The 15,139-nt window shown below is 61.9% G+C and carries 14 protein-coding genes; 6 read left to right on the top strand and 8 right to left on the bottom strand.

From position 1 onward, the window contains the following. Nucleotides 1–7: 7 nt before the first annotated feature. Entirely contained in the window at nt 8–682 is a 675-nt protein-coding gene (locus JFU04_RS05620) for an extensin-like domain-containing protein (RefSeq protein WP_207200748.1), read from the top strand. 2 nt (nt 683–684) lie between these two features. Here the strand turns inward: JFU04_RS05620 and JFU04_RS05625 are convergent, their stop codons facing one another. Beyond that, nucleotides 685–1,305: an energy transducer TonB gene (locus JFU04_RS05625; protein WP_106804973.1), complete on the bottom strand. Its 621-nt coding sequence runs from the start codon at nt 1,303–1,305 to the stop codon at nt 685–687. Between the two features lie 96 nt (nt 1,306–1,401). On the opposite strand from JFU04_RS05625, the gene JFU04_RS05630 reads away from it, so the two are divergent. Beyond that, on the top strand, nt 1,402–2,184 hold the full coding sequence (locus JFU04_RS05630; protein ID WP_065903133.1) for a class I SAM-dependent methyltransferase: 783 nt from the start codon (nt 1,402–1,404) through the stop codon (nt 2,182–2,184). Nucleotides 2,185–2,254: 70 nt separating this feature from the next. Here JFU04_RS05630 and JFU04_RS05635 read toward each other — a convergent pair whose 3' ends face one another. Beyond that, nucleotides 2,255–2,890, bottom strand: coding sequence for a TetR/AcrR family transcriptional regulator (locus tag JFU04_RS05635; protein ID WP_120447773.1), 636 nt, complete (start codon nt 2,888–2,890; stop codon nt 2,255–2,257). 93 nt (nt 2,891–2,983) lie between these two features. On the opposite strand from JFU04_RS05635, the gene JFU04_RS05640 reads away from it, so the two are divergent. The 3 genes from JFU04_RS05640 (at nt 2,984) to JFU04_RS05650 (ending at nt 8,299) form a co-directional block, all read left to right on the top strand. Then, complete coding sequence (locus JFU04_RS05640) at nt 2,984–4,084, top strand: efflux RND transporter periplasmic adaptor subunit (RefSeq protein ID WP_065903129.1); 1,101 nt, start codon at nt 2,984–2,986, stop codon at nt 4,082–4,084. 6 nt (nt 4,085–4,090) lie between these two features. After that, nucleotides 4,091–7,156: an efflux RND transporter permease subunit gene (locus JFU04_RS05645; protein ID WP_201143646.1), complete on the top strand. Its 3,066-nt coding sequence runs from the start codon at nt 4,091–4,093 to the stop codon at nt 7,154–7,156. A gap of 549 nt (nt 7,157–7,705) precedes the next feature. Further along, the gene (locus JFU04_RS05650; protein WP_065903126.1) at nt 7,706–8,299 is read left to right on the top strand and encodes a LysE family translocator; all 594 of its coding nucleotides are present in this window, start codon (nt 7,706–7,708) and stop codon (nt 8,297–8,299) included. A 79-nt stretch (nt 8,300–8,378) separates the two neighbouring features. Here the strand turns inward: JFU04_RS05650 and JFU04_RS05655 are convergent, their stop codons facing one another. The 3 genes from JFU04_RS05655 to plsB are packed head-to-tail and all read right to left on the bottom strand — an operon-like array spanning nt 8,379 to nt 12,066. After that, nucleotides 8,379–9,068: a DUF4197 domain-containing protein gene (locus tag JFU04_RS05655; protein ID WP_065903339.1), complete on the bottom strand. Its 690-nt coding sequence runs from the start codon at nt 9,066–9,068 to the stop codon at nt 8,379–8,381. A gap of 40 nt (nt 9,069–9,108) precedes the next feature. After that, nucleotides 9,109–9,510, bottom strand: coding sequence for a YbaY family lipoprotein (locus tag JFU04_RS05660; RefSeq protein ID WP_120447774.1), 402 nt, complete (start codon nt 9,508–9,510; stop codon nt 9,109–9,111). Between the two features lie 51 nt (nt 9,511–9,561). Further along, nucleotides 9,562–12,066, bottom strand: coding sequence for a glycerol-3-phosphate 1-O-acyltransferase PlsB (gene plsB, locus JFU04_RS05665; RefSeq protein WP_201143647.1), 2,505 nt, complete (start codon nt 12,064–12,066; stop codon nt 9,562–9,564). 181 nt (nt 12,067–12,247) lie between these two features. On the opposite strand from plsB, the gene JFU04_RS05670 reads away from it, so the two are divergent. After that, nucleotides 12,248–12,457 carry a cold-shock protein gene (locus tag JFU04_RS05670; protein WP_003219353.1) on the top strand — a complete coding sequence of 70 codons (210 nt, stop codon included), beginning with the start codon at nt 12,248–12,250 and terminating at the stop codon, nt 12,455–12,457. A 143-nt stretch (nt 12,458–12,600) separates the two neighbouring features. Here the strand turns inward: JFU04_RS05670 and JFU04_RS05675 are convergent, their stop codons facing one another. From JFU04_RS05675 to dapE, 3 genes are read right to left on the bottom strand one after another with little or no spacing between them, the layout of a single operon-like run. Continuing rightward, entirely contained in the window at nt 12,601–12,978 is a 378-nt protein-coding gene (locus JFU04_RS05675) for a hypothetical protein (protein WP_106804969.1), read from the bottom strand. A gap of 48 nt (nt 12,979–13,026) precedes the next feature. Next, nucleotides 13,027–13,836, bottom strand: coding sequence for a putative RNA methyltransferase (locus JFU04_RS05680; RefSeq protein WP_201143648.1), 810 nt, complete (start codon nt 13,834–13,836; stop codon nt 13,027–13,029). Then, nucleotides 13,836–14,987 carry a succinyl-diaminopimelate desuccinylase gene (gene dapE / locus JFU04_RS05685; RefSeq protein ID WP_201143649.1) on the bottom strand — a complete coding sequence of 384 codons (1,152 nt, stop codon included), beginning with the start codon at nt 14,985–14,987 and terminating at the stop codon, nt 13,836–13,838. The genes JFU04_RS05680 and dapE overlap by 1 nt, the downstream gene beginning before the upstream one ends. Nucleotides 14,988–15,139 lie beyond the last annotated feature (152 nt).

The raw sequence follows: 15,139 nt of genomic DNA on the forward strand, positions 1-15,139 counted from the left end.
GGTGGGGATGCTGCTGTTGTTGGCCGGCGCAGCGGTGCTGGGTGTCTGGCGCGGCTGGGTGCCTTTACCGGCGGAGTGGAACCCCTGGGCGCCGTTGGATGTGCGTGCCACCCCGAACCTGCTGACGCGGTTCAAGCTCGGGCGGTTGCAGGATGATCCCGCGCTGTGCGACCAGGTACTGAAAACGTCCGGCCTGCGCGTCAGCCATCAAGCGGATACACCGGCCGATGCGGCGTGCCCACTGCGCAATGTGCTGCGCGTGCAAGGTGCCGACGTGGGCTTGAGCAGCAGCTTTCTCGCCAGTTGCCCGTTGGCCGTGGCGTTTGCACTGTTCGAGCGCCACAGCCTGCAACCGGCGGCCCAGGCGGTGTTTGGCCAGGCGGTGACGCGGGTCGATCACTTGGGCAGCTTCGCTTGCCGCAACATGTATAACCGTGCCGAAGGGCGACTCAGCCAGCATGCGTCGGCGAATGCCGTGGATATCGCCGGCTTTCGCCTGGCAGACGGGCGCAGCATCAGTGTGCTCAAGGATTGGCCGGGAGAAGGCGACGCTGCGCGCTTTTTGCGCCAGGTGCGCGAGGGCGCCTGCAACGATTTCAATGTGGTGTTGAGCCCGGACTACAACGCTGCGCACCGCAACCATTTCCATCTGGACATGGGGCGCTGGTGGGTGTGTCGCTAGGTTTACGCGGCCAAGCGCAGGTTGTGGGTGATCAGTGGGCGAGCCCAGTAGTAATCGAAATCCAGGGCTTTTTGCTGCGCCACCAATTCCTCTTCGGGGTACGGCGTGGCGGCCGGCGGCAACAGGTCCAGTTCGAACTCGGCAATCGGCAAGTGCAGTGGCCGTGGCTCAGGCGCCGGGCCTGGTTCGGGCAGTGGCTGGCCGGCGGTCAGCACGATCGGGCGGACCCAGCCGCTCTCGAAATTCTGCTGGCGTTGCTGGGCGACGATTTCTTCCGGTGGGAACGGGGTTGCCGGCGGTGGCAGCAACTCGGTTTCAAATTCGGCAATCGGCAGGAACAGCGGCTCAGGCGGGGCGATTTCGGTGTCTTTCACCTCGCATTCACGCTGGGTCAGAATCTGCGACAACAGGTCGGCACCTTCGCTGGGCTCGACCGCCGGGTCCAGCGGCTCAGGCGCCTTGGCGGCGAGCGCGTCCGGCGTCTCACCGAGCTGCTCGGCCAGCGCGCGGGCGAAGAAGTCCTGCCACACATGACTCACCCCGGCCAGCGCTTGAGTATTGCGCAGGCCGTAGTGGTTATGGGTCGGCAGTACACCGATGGTTAGGGGAAGAATGTCTGACATTTTTCTCGGTCGACGCTCAGCTCTGGCAAAATACCTGACTGTTGTTTTTATCGGCCGACTTTTGCCGATCCTTAATATTTTTGAGCGTAGTGATTGATGAGCGAACAACCCGCGGCCAGCCGCATCCAGGTCGAGGCCTTGGCCGAAGGTTTCAAGGACCGCGCCGCGCAGTGGGCTGCGCTGCTTGGCTTGCCGTTGCAGCTGGACGAGGCGGACTTTTCCCTGCAGGTTGGCGAGCAGGGCCTGCAGCTGCAACAGCTAGGCCCTGACGCACCGGGGCCAGTGCGCGTGGACTTCGTGGAAGGCGGTGCTGCTCACCGCCGGTTATACGGCGGCGGCAGCGGCCAGATGATTGCCAAGGCGGTGGGCATCGCCCAGGGCGTGCGTCCGCGCGTGCTGGATGCCACGGCCGGGCTGGGCAAGGACGCGTTCGTGCTGGCCAGCCTCGGCTGCGAGATGAGCCTGATCGAGCGCCAGCCGCTGATCGGCGCCTTGCTCGAAGACGGCCTGGCGCGCGCTGCGCAGGATTTTGATGTGGCGCCGATCGTAGCGCGCATGACCTTGCTCAAGGGCAATTCCATCGACGTGATGCTCAACTGGCAAGGCGAGCCGCCCCAGGTGATCTACCTCGACCCGATGTTTCCCCATCGTGAGAAAACCGCCCTGGTGAAGAAGGAAATGCGCTTGTTCCGTCCACTGGTCGGCGATGATCCGGACGCCCCGGCGTTGCTCGCTGCCGCCCTGGCCCTGGCCAGCCACCGCGTGGTGGTCAAGCGTCCACGCAAGGCGCCGTGCATCGACGGGCCCAAGCCGAGCCATGCGCTGGATGGCAAGTCCAGCCGGTATGACATCTACCCCAAGAAGGCGCTCAAGCCTTAAGCCTTCATTGACCTGGAGGGCCCTATCGCTGGCAGGCCAGCGATAGGACCGGTCAAGACAACACAGCGCTTCAGGCCCGGTAAGCGCGCATAAACAACCCCACCACCTCCTGCACATGCGCTTCGGCGTCTGCGTCGCTCAAGTGTCCGCCGCAGCCATACAACAGGCAGAAATTCGCCGTACCCTTGAGCAGGCAGAAGAAGTGTTCGGCTGCCCTGAAGGGTTTGTCGATGGCCAGGGCGCCGCTCTGGTCGATCCTGCTCAGCAGTCGCTCCATGCCTTGCAGCATGCGCATGGGCCCGGCCTCGAAGAAGATCTGTGAGAGTTTCACGTCCTGATTGCCGGTGGTCATCATCAGGCGATGCAGGTTCACCGATTCCTCGCTGTTGATCAGCCGATGGAACCCCCGCGCGATATTCAGCAACACCGTCTCCACCGGCAGCCCTTCAGGCAGTTCGAAATACATCACCGGCAATTGTTCTTCGCACGTGGCCACCACGGCAGCGGTGAACAGGGTTTCCTTGTCGGTGAAGTGGCTGTAGACGGTCAGCTTCGACACGCCGGCTTCAAGCGCCACGGCATCCATGCTGGTGCTGGCGTAGCCATTGCTCAAGAACAGGGTCTTCGCTGCCGAGAGGATAGCCTGGCGTTTTGCCATGTCCTTGGGACGCCCGGGGCTATTGGTGTTTACAGGATTGTCGGACATTTTCACCTTTAATACTGGACTGGTGAGTTTGGTATTAATAACATACCGGCCAGTATAATTATTCCTAGCTCCATTTGCGAAAGGTCCTTCAGCATGCGCAGTACTTTCCTGCCCCTTGCGTTGCCTGTCAGCTTGGTCTTCCTGTTGGCCGCCTGCGGCCATGAAGAAGCAGCCCAGACCACCCTCCGCCCAGCCATGGTGGTGCAGCCGCAGCCATCGGCGCAGGCGACCGACAGCTACCCGGGTGAAGTGCGTGCCCGCTACGAGCCGGACCTGGCCTTTCGCATCGGCGGCAAAGTCAGCAAACGGCTGGTGGAGGAGGGCGAGCGCGTCAAGGCCAACCAGCCGCTGGCGGAACTCGACCCGCAGGACGTGCGCCTGCAACTGGAGGCCACCCGCGCCCAAGTGGCTGCTGCCGAGGCCAACTTGAGCCTGGTGCGTGCCGAGCGTGATCGCTACAAGACCCTGATGGACCGTCAGATGGTCAGCCGCTCCCAGTACGATAATTCCGAAAACCTCTACCGATCCGGTGAAGCGCGTCTTAAGCAAATCAAGGCCGAATTCGACGTGTCCAGCAATCAGGCCGGGTATGCCGTGCTGCGTGCGCCCCAGGATGGTGTGGTCGCCAAGCGTGCGGTAGAGGTCGGCCAGGTGGTGTCCGCCGGGCAGACGGTGTTCACCCTGGCCACCGATGGCGAGCGCGAAGTGCTGATCAGCTTGCCGGAGCAAGGGTTCGGCCGCTTCAAGATTGGCCAGCCGGTGTCGGTCGAACTGTGGAGCCAGCCGGACCAGCGTTTCGCCGGGCGCATTCGTGAGCTGTCACCGGCTGCCGATCCCAAGTCGCGCACCTTTGCTGCCCGCGTCGCCTTTACCGGTGGCAAAGTCCCGGCCGAGTTGGGTCAGAGTGCCCGCGTCTTCATACAGGCCGACGGCGTAATTCCGTTGTCAGTACCGCTGTCTGCCCTCAGTGCGGAGAACGGTGAGTCCTACGTCTGGCGTGTACAGCCGGACAATACCCTCAAGCGCACCCCCGTGCGCATCGGCGCCTTCGGTGAAAAGACTGTCCCGGTGCTGGAAGGCTTGAGCCCTTCTGATTGGGTGATAGCTGCCGGTGTACATGTGCTCCACGAGGGCCAGCAAGTGCGCCCGGTGGATCGCTCCAACCGTGTGGTGAATCTGGCGGCCAAGGAGTAGTCCCCGATGGGTTTCAATCTTTCCGAATGGGCGCTGCGTAATCGCCAGATCGTACTGTTCCTGATGATCTTGCTCGCGGTGGTCGGCACCTTGTCCTACACCAAGCTGGGACAAAGCGAAGACCCACCGTTTACCTTCAAGGCCATGGTGATCAAGACCAACTGGCCCGGTGCCACGGCCCAGGAAGTTTCACGCCAGGTGACCGAGCGTATCGAGAAGAAACTCATGGAGACCGGCGACTACGAGCGCATTGTCTCGTTCTCGCGTCCCGGCGAATCCCAGGTCACCTTCATGGCCCGCGACTCCATGCACTCGGCGCAGATTCCCGAGTTGTGGTACCAGGTACGCAAGAAGATCAGCGATATTCGCCAGACCCTGCCGCCGGATATCCAGGGACCGTTTTTCAATGATGAATTCGGCACCACCTTTGGCAACATTTACGCGCTGACCGGCGATGGTTTTGACTACGCCGTGCTCAAGGACTACGCCGACCGTATCCAGATTCAGCTGCAGCGCGTGCCGGATGTGGGCAAGGTCGAGCTGCTGGGCCTGCAGGACGAAAAGATCTGGATCGAGTTATCCAACCTCAAGCTCGCCACCCTCGGCCTGCCATTGGCGGCGGTGCAGCAGGCGCTGCAGGAACAGAACGCGGTGTCCACCGCCGGGTTCTTTGAAACGCCGAGCGAGCGTGTACAACTGCGGGTGTCGGGCAACTTCAAGACGGTGGACGAGATCCGCGCTTTCCCGATTCGGGTGGGTGATCGCACCTTCCGCATCGGCGATGTGGCCGACATTCACCGCGGCTTCAACGACCCACCGGCACCACGCATGCGCTACATGGGCGAAGACGCCATTGGCCTGGCCGTGGCCATGCGTGATGGTGGCGACATCCTGGTGTTGGGCAAGGCGCTGGAAGGCGAATTCGCACGCTTGCAGAAGAACCTTCCTGCCGGCATGCAACTGCGCAAGGTGTCGGACCAACCGGCAGCGGTGAAAACCAGTGTCGGCGAATTCGTCCAGGTCCTGGCTGAGGCCCTGGCGATTGTTTTGCTGGTGAGTTTCTTCTCCCTCGGCATTCGCACGGGCATGGTCGTGGCGCTGGCGATTCCGTTGGTGCTGGCGATGACCTTTGCCAGCATGTACTACCTTGGCATCGGCCTGCACAAGATCTCCCTCGGTGCGCTGGTATTGGCCCTGGGTTTGCTGGTGGACGATGCGATCATCGCCGTGGAGATGATGGCGATCAAGATGGAGCAGGGCTACGACCGTCTTAAAGCCGCGAGTTTCGCCTGGACCAGCACGGCGTTCCCGATGCTCACCGGCACGTTGATCACGGCGGCGGGCTTTCTGCCCATCGCCACCGCGCAGTCGAGTACCGGTGAATACACCCGTTCGATCTTCCAGGTGGTGACTATTGCGTTGCTGGCCTCGTGGGTCGCTGCGGTGGTGTTCGTGCCGTATTTGGGGGAAAAGCTCCTGCCGGACCTGGCGAAAATTCACGCAGCCAAACACGGCGCCGATGGTCCTGATCCCTACGGCACGCCGTTCTATCAGCGCGTAAGACGTTTGGTGGAGTGGTGCGTGCGCCGGCGTAAAACCGTGATCGTCCTGACGCTGCTGCTGTTTATCGGCTCGGTGGCCCTGTTCCGTTTTGTCCCGCAGCAGTTCTTCCCAGCCTCGGGCCGTCTGGAGTTGATGGTCGACTTGAAACTGGCCGAAGGCACCTCCCTGAGCAACACCGCCGATCAGGTCAAGCGCCTGGAAGCCCTGCTCAAGCAACATGCCGGCATCGATAACTATGTGGCCTACGTCGGTACCGGCTCGCCGCGTTTCTATCTGCCGTTGGACCAGCAGCTGCCGGCGGCCAGCTTTGCGCAGTTCGTGGTGCTGGCCAAGACCATCGAGGAGCGCGAAAGCCTGCGCACCTGGCTGATCGAAACCCTCAACGAACAATTCCCCGAGCTGCGCTCACGTGTCACGCGCCTGGAAAACGGCCCGCCTGTGGGCTACCCGGTGCAGTTTCGCGTGACCGGTGAACATATCGAAGAAGTCCGTGCCCTCGCACGCAAAGTGGCGGCCAAGGTGCGCGAAAATACCCACGTGGTCAATGTGCACCTGGACTGGGAAGAACCGAGCAAAATCGTCTACCTCAATATCGACCAGGACCGCGCCCGCGCCCTCGGTGTGAGCACCGCCAACCTGTCGAAATTCCTCCAGAGTTCACTCACCGGTTCCAGCGTCAGCCAGTTCCGCGAAGACAACGAGTTGATCGAAATCCTCTTGCGCGGCACCGTGCATGAGCGCACCGAGTTGTCGCTGCTGCCGAGCCTGGCCGTGCCGACCGACAACGGCAAAAGCGTGGCGCTGTCGCAGATTGCGACCCTTGAGTACGGCTTTGAGGAGGGCATCATCTGGCACCGCAACCGTCTGCCGACGGTGACCGTGCGCGCTGATATCTACGGCAAGGAACAGCCGGCGACGCTGGTCCAGCAGATCATGCCGACCCTTGAAGAGGTGCGCGCCGAACTGCCGGATGGCTACTTGCTGGAAGTCGGCGGCACCGTTGAAGACTCTACCCGCGGGCAGAACTCGGTGAAGGCTGGCGTGCCGCTGTTCATCGTGGTGGTGCTGACCTTGCTGATGCTGCAGCTGCGCAGTTTCTCACGCACGGCGATGGTGTTTCTTACAGCGCCTCTGGGATTGATCGGTGTGACGCTGTTCCTGCTGGTATTCCGCCAGCCCTTCGGGTTCGTGGCCATGCTGGGCACCATCGCGTTATCGGGGATGATCATGCGTAACTCGGTGATCCTGGTGGACCAGATCGAACAGGACATCAAGGCCGGGCTGGCGCCGTGGCAGGCGATCATCGAAGCCACCGTGCGACGTTTCCGCCCGATTGTGCTCACGGCCCTGGCGGCGGTACTGGCGATGATCCCGCTGTCACGCAGTGTGTTCTTCGGGCCGATGGCCGTGGCGATCATGGGCGGGCTGATTGTGGCGACGGCATTGACGTTGCTGTTCTTGCCGGCGCTGTATGCGGCGTGGTTCCGGGTGAGGAAGGATGTCGTGTAGGCCTGAGACTGACTTGGCGCGCTGATTCGGAACCTTTTTCTCACGCGTGCCACACAAGGTTACCTGTCAGGCAGGTACTTTATTCGGTCGGTTTGATCGCGAAGATAAAGTTTCCATGACATTCATAGAGGCGGAAATCAGATGATTGGCAATTTGTATATGATGGTGGGTCAAATGTTGGGTGGCCAGCTACCGCCAATGAGCCACGGTTGTGACTCACATCGAAGTAAGCGGGATCTGGAGGAAAGGGTATCGAATATGGAAAAAAAATCGGTTAACTGGCCTGCGCAATCCATGAGCGGTATCTCGATCCAGAATAACAACCACAACACAAACACCCTCATCAGCCGCTGAATGCTTTGATTGTCTGCGTGCGTCTTTTCGCACTCTGCAATTGCAAGAGCCCCGAACACCACGGGGCGTTTGCTTTTTTCACGATAAATAACCGCCTCTGTGATACAACGCCCCCAACACTTTGTTCGCCAGGTTGGCAGCCGTAACCGCCATCGGTGCAAAGACCATCGATCATGACCGACTTAGGATAATTTCATGCTGGGTACCGTTTCGGCGCTGGTGCTGCTCCTGGCTGTGCCCGGGCCGACAAACACCCTGCTGCTGCGCGCGGGCATGCTGCTTGGTTTTCGGACGTCGTGGAAACTGGCCTTCGTCGAGTGCTTGGCCTACGTGCTGCAAGTCTCCCTGTGGGGCGTTGCACTGGTTTATCTGGCCGCGTATTCGCCTTGGGCATTGAAGGCTACGCAAATGGCCGCGGCCTGTTACTTGCTGTACGTTTCCTACCAGCTATGGCAGCGCAAGGGCGAAACCATCACCCCAGGCAAGGATCGATTCTCCGGGCTTTATTTCTTCTGGCTGACAGTGATGAATCCCAAGGGCCTGTTGATCGTTTCCTTCATCGCTCCAGCGCACACATTTACCGCGCTGGCGGACTACGCGCTCTTCATGACTACGCTGGCGCTGGTAGTGATACCCGTGGGGTCGGCCTGGATAATGCTCGGCGGTCAATTCGAGGGTATCCGCAAGACCTGGCTCACGCCCTTGAAGATCAATCGTGCGACCTCTGTGGCCATCTGCTGTTTTGCCACGCTCATGATAGGGCGACTGGCTGACTCGCTGTTTTATTGAGCCGGTGACATAAAAACGCCAGGCATCGTGATGAACGACCCTGGCGTTGTGAGGGGGGCACCCAACGGGCGATCTGGAATTACAACGCGCCAAACACCTTCTTCGCCAGGCTGGTCGCCGCAGCGGCCGGGTTCTTGCGAATCGTCTCTTCCTGCTGCGCAATCATCTTGAACAAACCGTCCAGTGCCTGCTCGGTCACGTAGTTTTCGACGTTGGCGCTCTTGGCATCCACAGCGCCAAAGGCTGCGGCCTTGCCCGCCAGGGCGTTGTACTGCTGGGCCACGCCGACCTTGTCGGTGGCGGCCTTGACGATCGGCAGGAACTTGGCGCGGATTTCTTCGCGGCTGCTTTTGTTCAGGTACTGAGTGGCCGAGTCCTGGCCGCCGGTGAGAATGCCCTTGGCGTCGGTCACGCTCATGTTTTTCACGGCATTGACCAGGATCGGCTGGGCCTGGGTCACGGCGGTTTCGGCGGCCTTGTTCATGCTGGTTTCGAGCTGGGTGACCTGGTCGCCCATGCCGAACATTTTCAACTTGTCGGCGACTTTGCCGAGCTTGCCTGGCAGACCTATCTTCACTTCAGGGTTGTTGCTGAAACCGCCGGGCACGCCCAGTTGTTTCACGGCGATCTGTGCGCCCTGGGTCAGTGCGTCCTTGAGACCGCCGGTGGCGTCGCCCTGGGACAGGCTGCCGAGGTTCAAGGCCATGGCGTTGGCGCCGAACAGCAGGCCGGCGCACAGGGCAGTGAGGCGAAGGGAATTACGGAGCATGGGCGCTTCCTTATGTGCGTAAATCAAGTGTTCGATGAATTCACTGAGCGACCGCATCAACCCGCAGGCGCAGCGGCTGTGGATCCTGGCCGTTGAGCTGCACAGCGTGCCGTTCGGTAGTGATAAACAGTAGCCTGCCATCCAGTTCGATGCGAGCACTCACCGCATAACTGTGGCCCGGCTTGACCTGGGCCGGGTCGTAGCTGAGGTGAAACGGCAGCGGCACCTGGCCTTTGACCGGGCCTTTCTGCTCGGCCAGGACCACCGCGGGCGCGTCCGCCAGGGACACGTCCTGCAGGCTGACGCTCAAGGTGGCGGCGGGCGGCAGGGCAATGCGCTGCAGGTAGAACACTTCGCCATCGAGGTTGGCCTTGGGGGTCGGGCTCATGGATTGGCAGGCTCCGAGCAAGGCGGTGAGGCCCAGGAGGATGATCTTTTTCATGGTACAGCTCCTTTTCAACGGCGCCGGCATCTAACCGGCGCCTTATTCAATCTAGCGGCTTTCTTCGGTTTCGACAGGCGCCTCAGCCGCACCGTCCACACGATGCAAGGCCACCTGGCGGATCGACAGGCGAATGTCCGCCGGCAACACGCGTTTGGCGGCGCCTTCGGCGAGTTCACCGAGCAGGTCGTGGTAGCTCAACTTGCCGGCCTCGTCGCGGCGCAGCACATCTTGCTCCAGCAAGGTCTGGATGAAATGTCGGAAAAGGCTCTTGTCGAAGAATTCCGGGGCGTTGAGGCCATGCAGGATCGACAGGCGCTGGGCCATGATCGTGCACAGGTCTTCCAGCTCTTCGGCGCTGATGCTGTTCTGGCCGCTGTTGAGCAACAGCGAAATCGCCATGTAGAAGCGTTGCAGGGTCTGGGCGATGCTCTTGGACAGCAGTGTCAGCAGCACGAAGTGCCGAGAACTTGGCGCCGGGCGCAGGTACACGTTGTTCTCGAAACGCAGCAGGCCCTGTTCGACAAACGCCTCCAGCCATTGGTCGATCACACTGTCCAGTTCTTCCAGCGACCAGCGGATAAACAGTTCCGATTGCAGGTACGGGTAGAGTGCGTGGGTGTAGCGCAGGATCTGCTCGCGGCTCATCCGCGAACTGCTCTGGAAGAAGCTCGCCAGCAGCGCCGGCAGGGCGAAGATGTGCAGCACGTTGTTGCGGTAGTAGGTCATCAGGACGGCGTTCTGCTCGTCCAGGTACAGAATCTTGCCGAGGGCGTCGCTCTGTTCCGACAGCAGGTCCATGTCCTTGACGTGCTTGATCAGCGCCAGGCCATCGCCTTCGGGCAGGGTGGTGTGCGGCGAATACGGCACGCGGCGCAGCAGCGCCAGGTACAGGTCGAGCTGGCGGGCCATGGCCTGTTCATCCAGGGCCAGGCGCGTGGTGGACAGCAGCGCCAGGGCCACCAGGTTCACCGGGTTCACGGCTGCCGCTTCGTTAAGATGGCGGGCCACCTGCTCGCCGAGGCGGTTGGTGGTTTCGTTGAGCCAGGCCGGCTTGTAGGTCGGGCCCAGTTCCTGGGCACGCCAATCCGGTTGTTCGGCGTCGAGAAATTCCGCCAGCTTGATCGGCTCGCCAAAGTTGACCGCCACCTGGCCGAAGCGCTGCTTGAGTGCGCCGACCACTTTGAAAATATCGAAGATCGACTCTTTCTTCTTGCTCGCGCCCCGCAGCTCGCCGAGGTAGGTGCGGCCTTCGAGCACGCGCTCGTAGCCGATGTACACCGGCACGAACACGATGGGCATGCGCGAAGAGCGCAGGAAGCTGCGCAGGGTGATCGCCAGCATCCCGGTCTTCGGCTGCAGCATGCGCCCGGTGCGCGAGCGCCCGCCCTCGACGAAGTACTCCACCGGGAAGCCTTTGGTGAACAGGATGTGCAGGTATTCGTTGAACACCGAGGTGTACAGCGGGTTGCCCTTGAAGGTGCGGCGCATGAAAAACGCACCGCCACGGCGCAACAGGCTGCCGATCACCGGCATGTTGAGGTTGATCCCGGCGGCGATATGCGGCGGCGTCAGGCCGTTCTTGAACAGCAGGTACGAGAGCAGCAGGTAGTCGATATGGCTGCGGTGGCAGGGCACGTAGATCACCTCGTAGCCCTGGGCAACCTTTTGCACACCTTCGATGTTATTGACCTTTATGCCGTCGTAGATCTTGTTCCAGAACCAGCTCAGCACCACTTCGAGGAAGCGGATCGCGGTGTAGGTGTAGTCCGAGGCGATCTCGTTGCCGTAGCGCAGGGCCTGGGCCTTGGCTTTTTCCGGGCTGATCTTTTCGCGCTCGGCCTCGTCGGCAATGGCCTGGCGTACCAGCGGCATGTTCACCAGGCCCTTCACCAGGTTGCGGCGGTGGGACAGGTCGGGGCCGATCACCGCAGTCTTCAGGTTACGAAAGTGCACACGCAGGATGCGCTGGGCCATGCGCACGGTGCGTTCGTGCCCTTTATTGTGCTCGATCAATTCACGCAGGTTGATAGGCGCAGAGAATTGCACACGGGTCTTGCGACCGAGGATCAGGATGCTCAACAGCCGGCGCAGACGCCCGGTGACCGCCCAGCTGTCGGCGAACAGCAGCTTCCATGGGCTGGACTCGCTCTCGGGGGACTGCCCCCAGAACACGCTGACCGGAATGATTTGTGCATTCTCTTCGGCGTGCTCGGTCAGGGTGTTGACCAGGCGGGTCAGGGTCGGCGGCGCACCGCGCTTGTCCTGGCGGCCGAGCCAGTCTGGTTCCGGCGTGAGGTAGAAGAATGCGGCGGGCTCCATCAGCGGCCCCACCGACACCGGCAGCACCGGGCGCGGCAGGCCGGCCTTGGTGCACTCGGCATCGACCACGGCGAGTTCGCTGAGGGAGGGCGATTGCAGGACGTAGAACACCGGCCGGCTGCGGTCCAGGTTAAGGGTAAGGGACGACTGGTTGATCGTCTCCGAGCGAACCCAGAGGTACAACAGTCGGCGCAAGGTGCCAAACACCAGACGGCGGAACGGGGAGCGGGTCATAGGCGAGCTGCTTCAAGTGGAAAAAACCGAGCAGGCGCTCGGGTGAGTAGTGTGCCGTATTCGCCGAAAATCGGCAAAAAAGCAGCGATGTAAACTTGAGTTGATCGTTTTTGAGCCTGTCATATACTCGGCAGTTCCAGTGAGCGACTCAACAATAAAAAAGCATGTGGGAGCAAAACAGATGGCAACGCGCGAAACCGGTAATGTGAAGTGGTTCAACGATGCAAAGGGCTATGGCTTTATTCAACGCGAAGACGGCAAGGATGTGTTTGTGCACTACCGCGCCATTCGCGGTGAAGGCCACCGTTCGTTGGCCGAGGGCCAGCAGGTGGAGTACGCCGTGGTGACCGGCGAGAAGGGGTTGCAGGCGGAGGATGTGGTGGGGCTGTAACCTGGGTTTTTGCTACACCGTTGAAACCCTGTGGGAGCGGGCTTGCTCGCGAAAGCGGTGGGTCAGTCACTATAAAGGCGACTGGTCCACCGCTTTCGCGAGCAAGCCCGCTCCCACAGTTTGATGGGGTTCACACTTCAGGTTCAGGCGGTTTTCCAGGTGATCTGCTCTTCACCGTCCGCGCTGATGCGAATCCAGGTGTCGGCACTTTCCTCACCTTCTTCTTCTACCCACGTACCCGGTGCGCAACGCACCTCGACGTTCAGCGCGGCAAACGCGGCGCGGGCGCAGGCGATGTCGTCTTCCCACGGGGTCTGGTCACTTTCCAGGTACAGGCTGTTCCACTTGCCTACGGCTTTCGGCAGCCAGGTAACCGGCACGCTGCCGGCCGTGCACTTGTAGGTCTGGCCCTTCTGGACCCAGTCGGTGCAAGGGCCCAGGGCGGCGCCCAGCCAGGCGGCGATGGCCTTGTGGTCGACGTCAGCGTCCTTCAGGTAAATCTCGATATCGGGTTGGCGCATGGATGTTCCTCGTTGCGGGATTCGAAAATCCATTCGCGGAAAAGTCGGTTATTGAAGCACGAAATAATCGTAGCGCATCGACACCGTGACCTGCAGCGGCTCGACCGCTTCGATCACCTCGGCACGGCGCTCGGCACTCGCACGCCAGCCGTGGGGCGTCATGGCCAGCAGGTTGGCGCGGTCCTTGGGCTCGGCCAGGCTCAGGGTGAACGACAGCGTTTCAGTGTGCACCAGGCTCATGCCCTCCGGCACCAGGGCCAGGTGCTTGTCGTCGGTGTACTCGCGTACTTCGTCGTACAAACGCTCGCGCAACTCCATCAGGTGGCCGGCGGTAGGGCCGACCTTCATCAAGCCGCCGCCTGGGCTGAGCAGGCGTTTGGCCTCCTGCCAGTCCAGAGGGCTGAATACGCTGGCGATAAACTGGCAACTGGCATCGGCCAAGGGCACGCGGGCCATGCTGGCGATCAACCAGGTCAGTGCCGGGTTGCGCTTGCAGGCGCGCTTGACCGCTTCCTTGGAGATATCCAGGGCATAGCCGTCGGCATGGGGCAGGGCATCGGCGATTTGCGCGGTGTAGTAACCCTCGCCGCAGCCGATGTCCACCCAGCGCTGCGGTGCACGTTCGCGAGCCAGTTCGGCCAGGCGCCTGGCCACCGGGGCGTAGTGCCCGGCGTTGAGGAAGTCGCGGCGCGCCTCGACCATCGCGAGGTTATCGCCCGGGTCGCGGCTGTTCTTGTGCTGCACCGGCAACAGGTTCAGGTAACCCTGGCGGGCACGGTCGAAACGGTGCCCGGCCGGGCACGCCACGCCGTTGTCCACCGCGTTGAGCGGTGCGCTGCAAATGGGGCAGGCAAGCATCAGGCGAGCAACTTGATCAGGGTCTGGTAGTAGATTTCGGTCAGCACATCGAGATCGCTGGCCAGGATGCGTTCGTTGACCTGGTGGATCGTCGCGTTCACCGGGCCCAACTCGACCACCTGGGTGCCGAGGGTCGCGATGAAGCGCCCATCGGACGTGCCGCCACTGGTGGAGGCCTTGGTTTCACGACCGGTGATCGCCTTGATGCTGGCCGATACGGCATCCAGCAACGCGCCCGGTTCGGTCAGGAACGGCAGGCCCGACAGCGCCCATTCCACGTGCCAGTCGAGGTCATGCTTGTCGAGAATGGCCGCGACGCGTTGCTGCAGGCCTTCTACCGTGGATTCGGTGGAGAAGCGGAAGTTGAACACCGCCGTCAGGTCGCCAGGGATCACGTTGGTCGCGCCGGTGCCGGAATTGAGGTTGGAAATCTGGAAGCTGGTCGGCGGGAAGAAGGCGTTGCCATCGTCCCAATGCTCGGCGGCGAGTTCCGCCAGGGCCGGGGCCGCCAGGTGGATCGGGTTCTTCGCCAGGTGCGGATAGGCCACGTGGCCCTGCACGCCACGCACGGTGAGGGTGGCACCGAGAGAGCCACGACGGCCATTCTTGACCACGTCGCCCACCAGCGTAGTGCTCGACGGCTCGCCGACGATGCACCAGTCCAGGCGCTCCTTGCGCGCGGCCAGGCGTTCGATCACGGCCTTGGTGCCGTGGTGCGCCGGGCCTTCTTCATCGCTGGTGATCAGGAAGGCGACCGAGCCCTTGTGGTCCGGGTAATCAGTGACAAAACGCTCGGAGGCCACCAGCATGGCGGCCAGGCTGCCTTTCATGTCCGCCGCGCCACGCCCGCAGAGCATGCCGTTGTCGTCGATCAGCGCGTCGAACGGGTCGTTCTGCCAGGCCTGCACCGGGCCGGTCGGCACCACGTCGGTGTGGCCGGCGAAGCACAGCACCGGGCCATCATGCTTGCCATGGGTGGCCCAGAAGTTGTCCACGTCCTCGATGCGCATCGGCTCCAGTGCAAAACCGGCGTCGCCCAGGCGCTGCATCATCAGCTTCTGGCAGTCGGCGTCGATCGGCGTCACCGAGGGGCGACGGATCAAGTCGATGGCAAGTTGAAGGGTCGGCGAAAGGTCGGCATGGGCCGTCATGGGGAAACTCCGGAAAGCGTGTCGTGGGCGCAGGACGTAGGTGGGATTCAGAGCCTGGATCGGCACCCTTCCAATGTGGGAGCTGGCTTGCCGGCGATAGCATCGCTGCGGTGTGCCTGGCAGACCGCGGCGTCTGCATCGCAGGCAAGCCA

The sequence above is a fragment of the Pseudomonas sp. TH21 genome (assembly GCF_016651025.1).
Classification (GTDB): domain Bacteria; phylum Pseudomonadota; class Gammaproteobacteria; order Pseudomonadales; family Pseudomonadaceae; genus Aquipseudomonas; species Aquipseudomonas aylmerensis.

Excerpts from the sequence above, each read along its gene's own strand:
- JFU04_RS05620 (WP_207200748.1), top strand. The coding sequence starts at position 8 with ATGCTGCTGTTGTTGGCCGGCGCAGCGGTGCTGGGTGTCTGGCGCGGC.
- JFU04_RS05625 (WP_106804973.1), bottom strand. The coding sequence starts at position 1,305 with ATGTCAGACATTCTTCCCCTAACCATCGGTGTACTGCCGACCCATAAC.
- JFU04_RS05630 (WP_065903133.1), top strand. The coding sequence starts at position 1,402 with ATGAGCGAACAACCCGCGGCCAGCCGCATCCAGGTCGAGGCCTTGGCC.
- JFU04_RS05635 (WP_120447773.1), bottom strand. The coding sequence starts at position 2,890 with ATGTCCGACAATCCTGTAAACACCAATAGCCCCGGGCGTCCCAAGGAC.
- JFU04_RS05640 (WP_065903129.1), top strand. The coding sequence starts at position 2,984 with ATGCGCAGTACTTTCCTGCCCCTTGCGTTGCCTGTCAGCTTGGTCTTC.
- JFU04_RS05645 (WP_201143646.1), top strand. The coding sequence starts at position 4,091 with ATGGGTTTCAATCTTTCCGAATGGGCGCTGCGTAATCGCCAGATCGTA.
- JFU04_RS05650 (WP_065903126.1), top strand. The coding sequence starts at position 7,706 with ATGCTGGGTACCGTTTCGGCGCTGGTGCTGCTCCTGGCTGTGCCCGGG.
- JFU04_RS05655 (WP_065903339.1), bottom strand. The coding sequence starts at position 9,068 with ATGCTCCGTAATTCCCTTCGCCTCACTGCCCTGTGCGCCGGCCTGCTG.
- JFU04_RS05660 (WP_120447774.1), bottom strand. The coding sequence starts at position 9,510 with ATGAAAAAGATCATCCTCCTGGGCCTCACCGCCTTGCTCGGAGCCTGC.
- plsB (WP_201143647.1), bottom strand. The coding sequence starts at position 12,066 with ATGACCCGCTCCCCGTTCCGCCGTCTGGTGTTTGGCACCTTGCGCCGA.
- JFU04_RS05670 (WP_003219353.1), top strand. The coding sequence starts at position 12,248 with ATGGCAACGCGCGAAACCGGTAATGTGAAGTGGTTCAACGATGCAAAG.
- JFU04_RS05675 (WP_106804969.1), bottom strand. The coding sequence starts at position 12,978 with ATGCGCCAACCCGATATCGAGATTTACCTGAAGGACGCTGACGTCGAC.
- JFU04_RS05680 (WP_201143648.1), bottom strand. The coding sequence starts at position 13,836 with ATGCTTGCCTGCCCCATTTGCAGCGCACCGCTCAACGCGGTGGACAAC.
- dapE (WP_201143649.1), bottom strand. The coding sequence starts at position 14,987 with ATGACGGCCCATGCCGACCTTTCGCCGACCCTTCAACTTGCCATCGAC.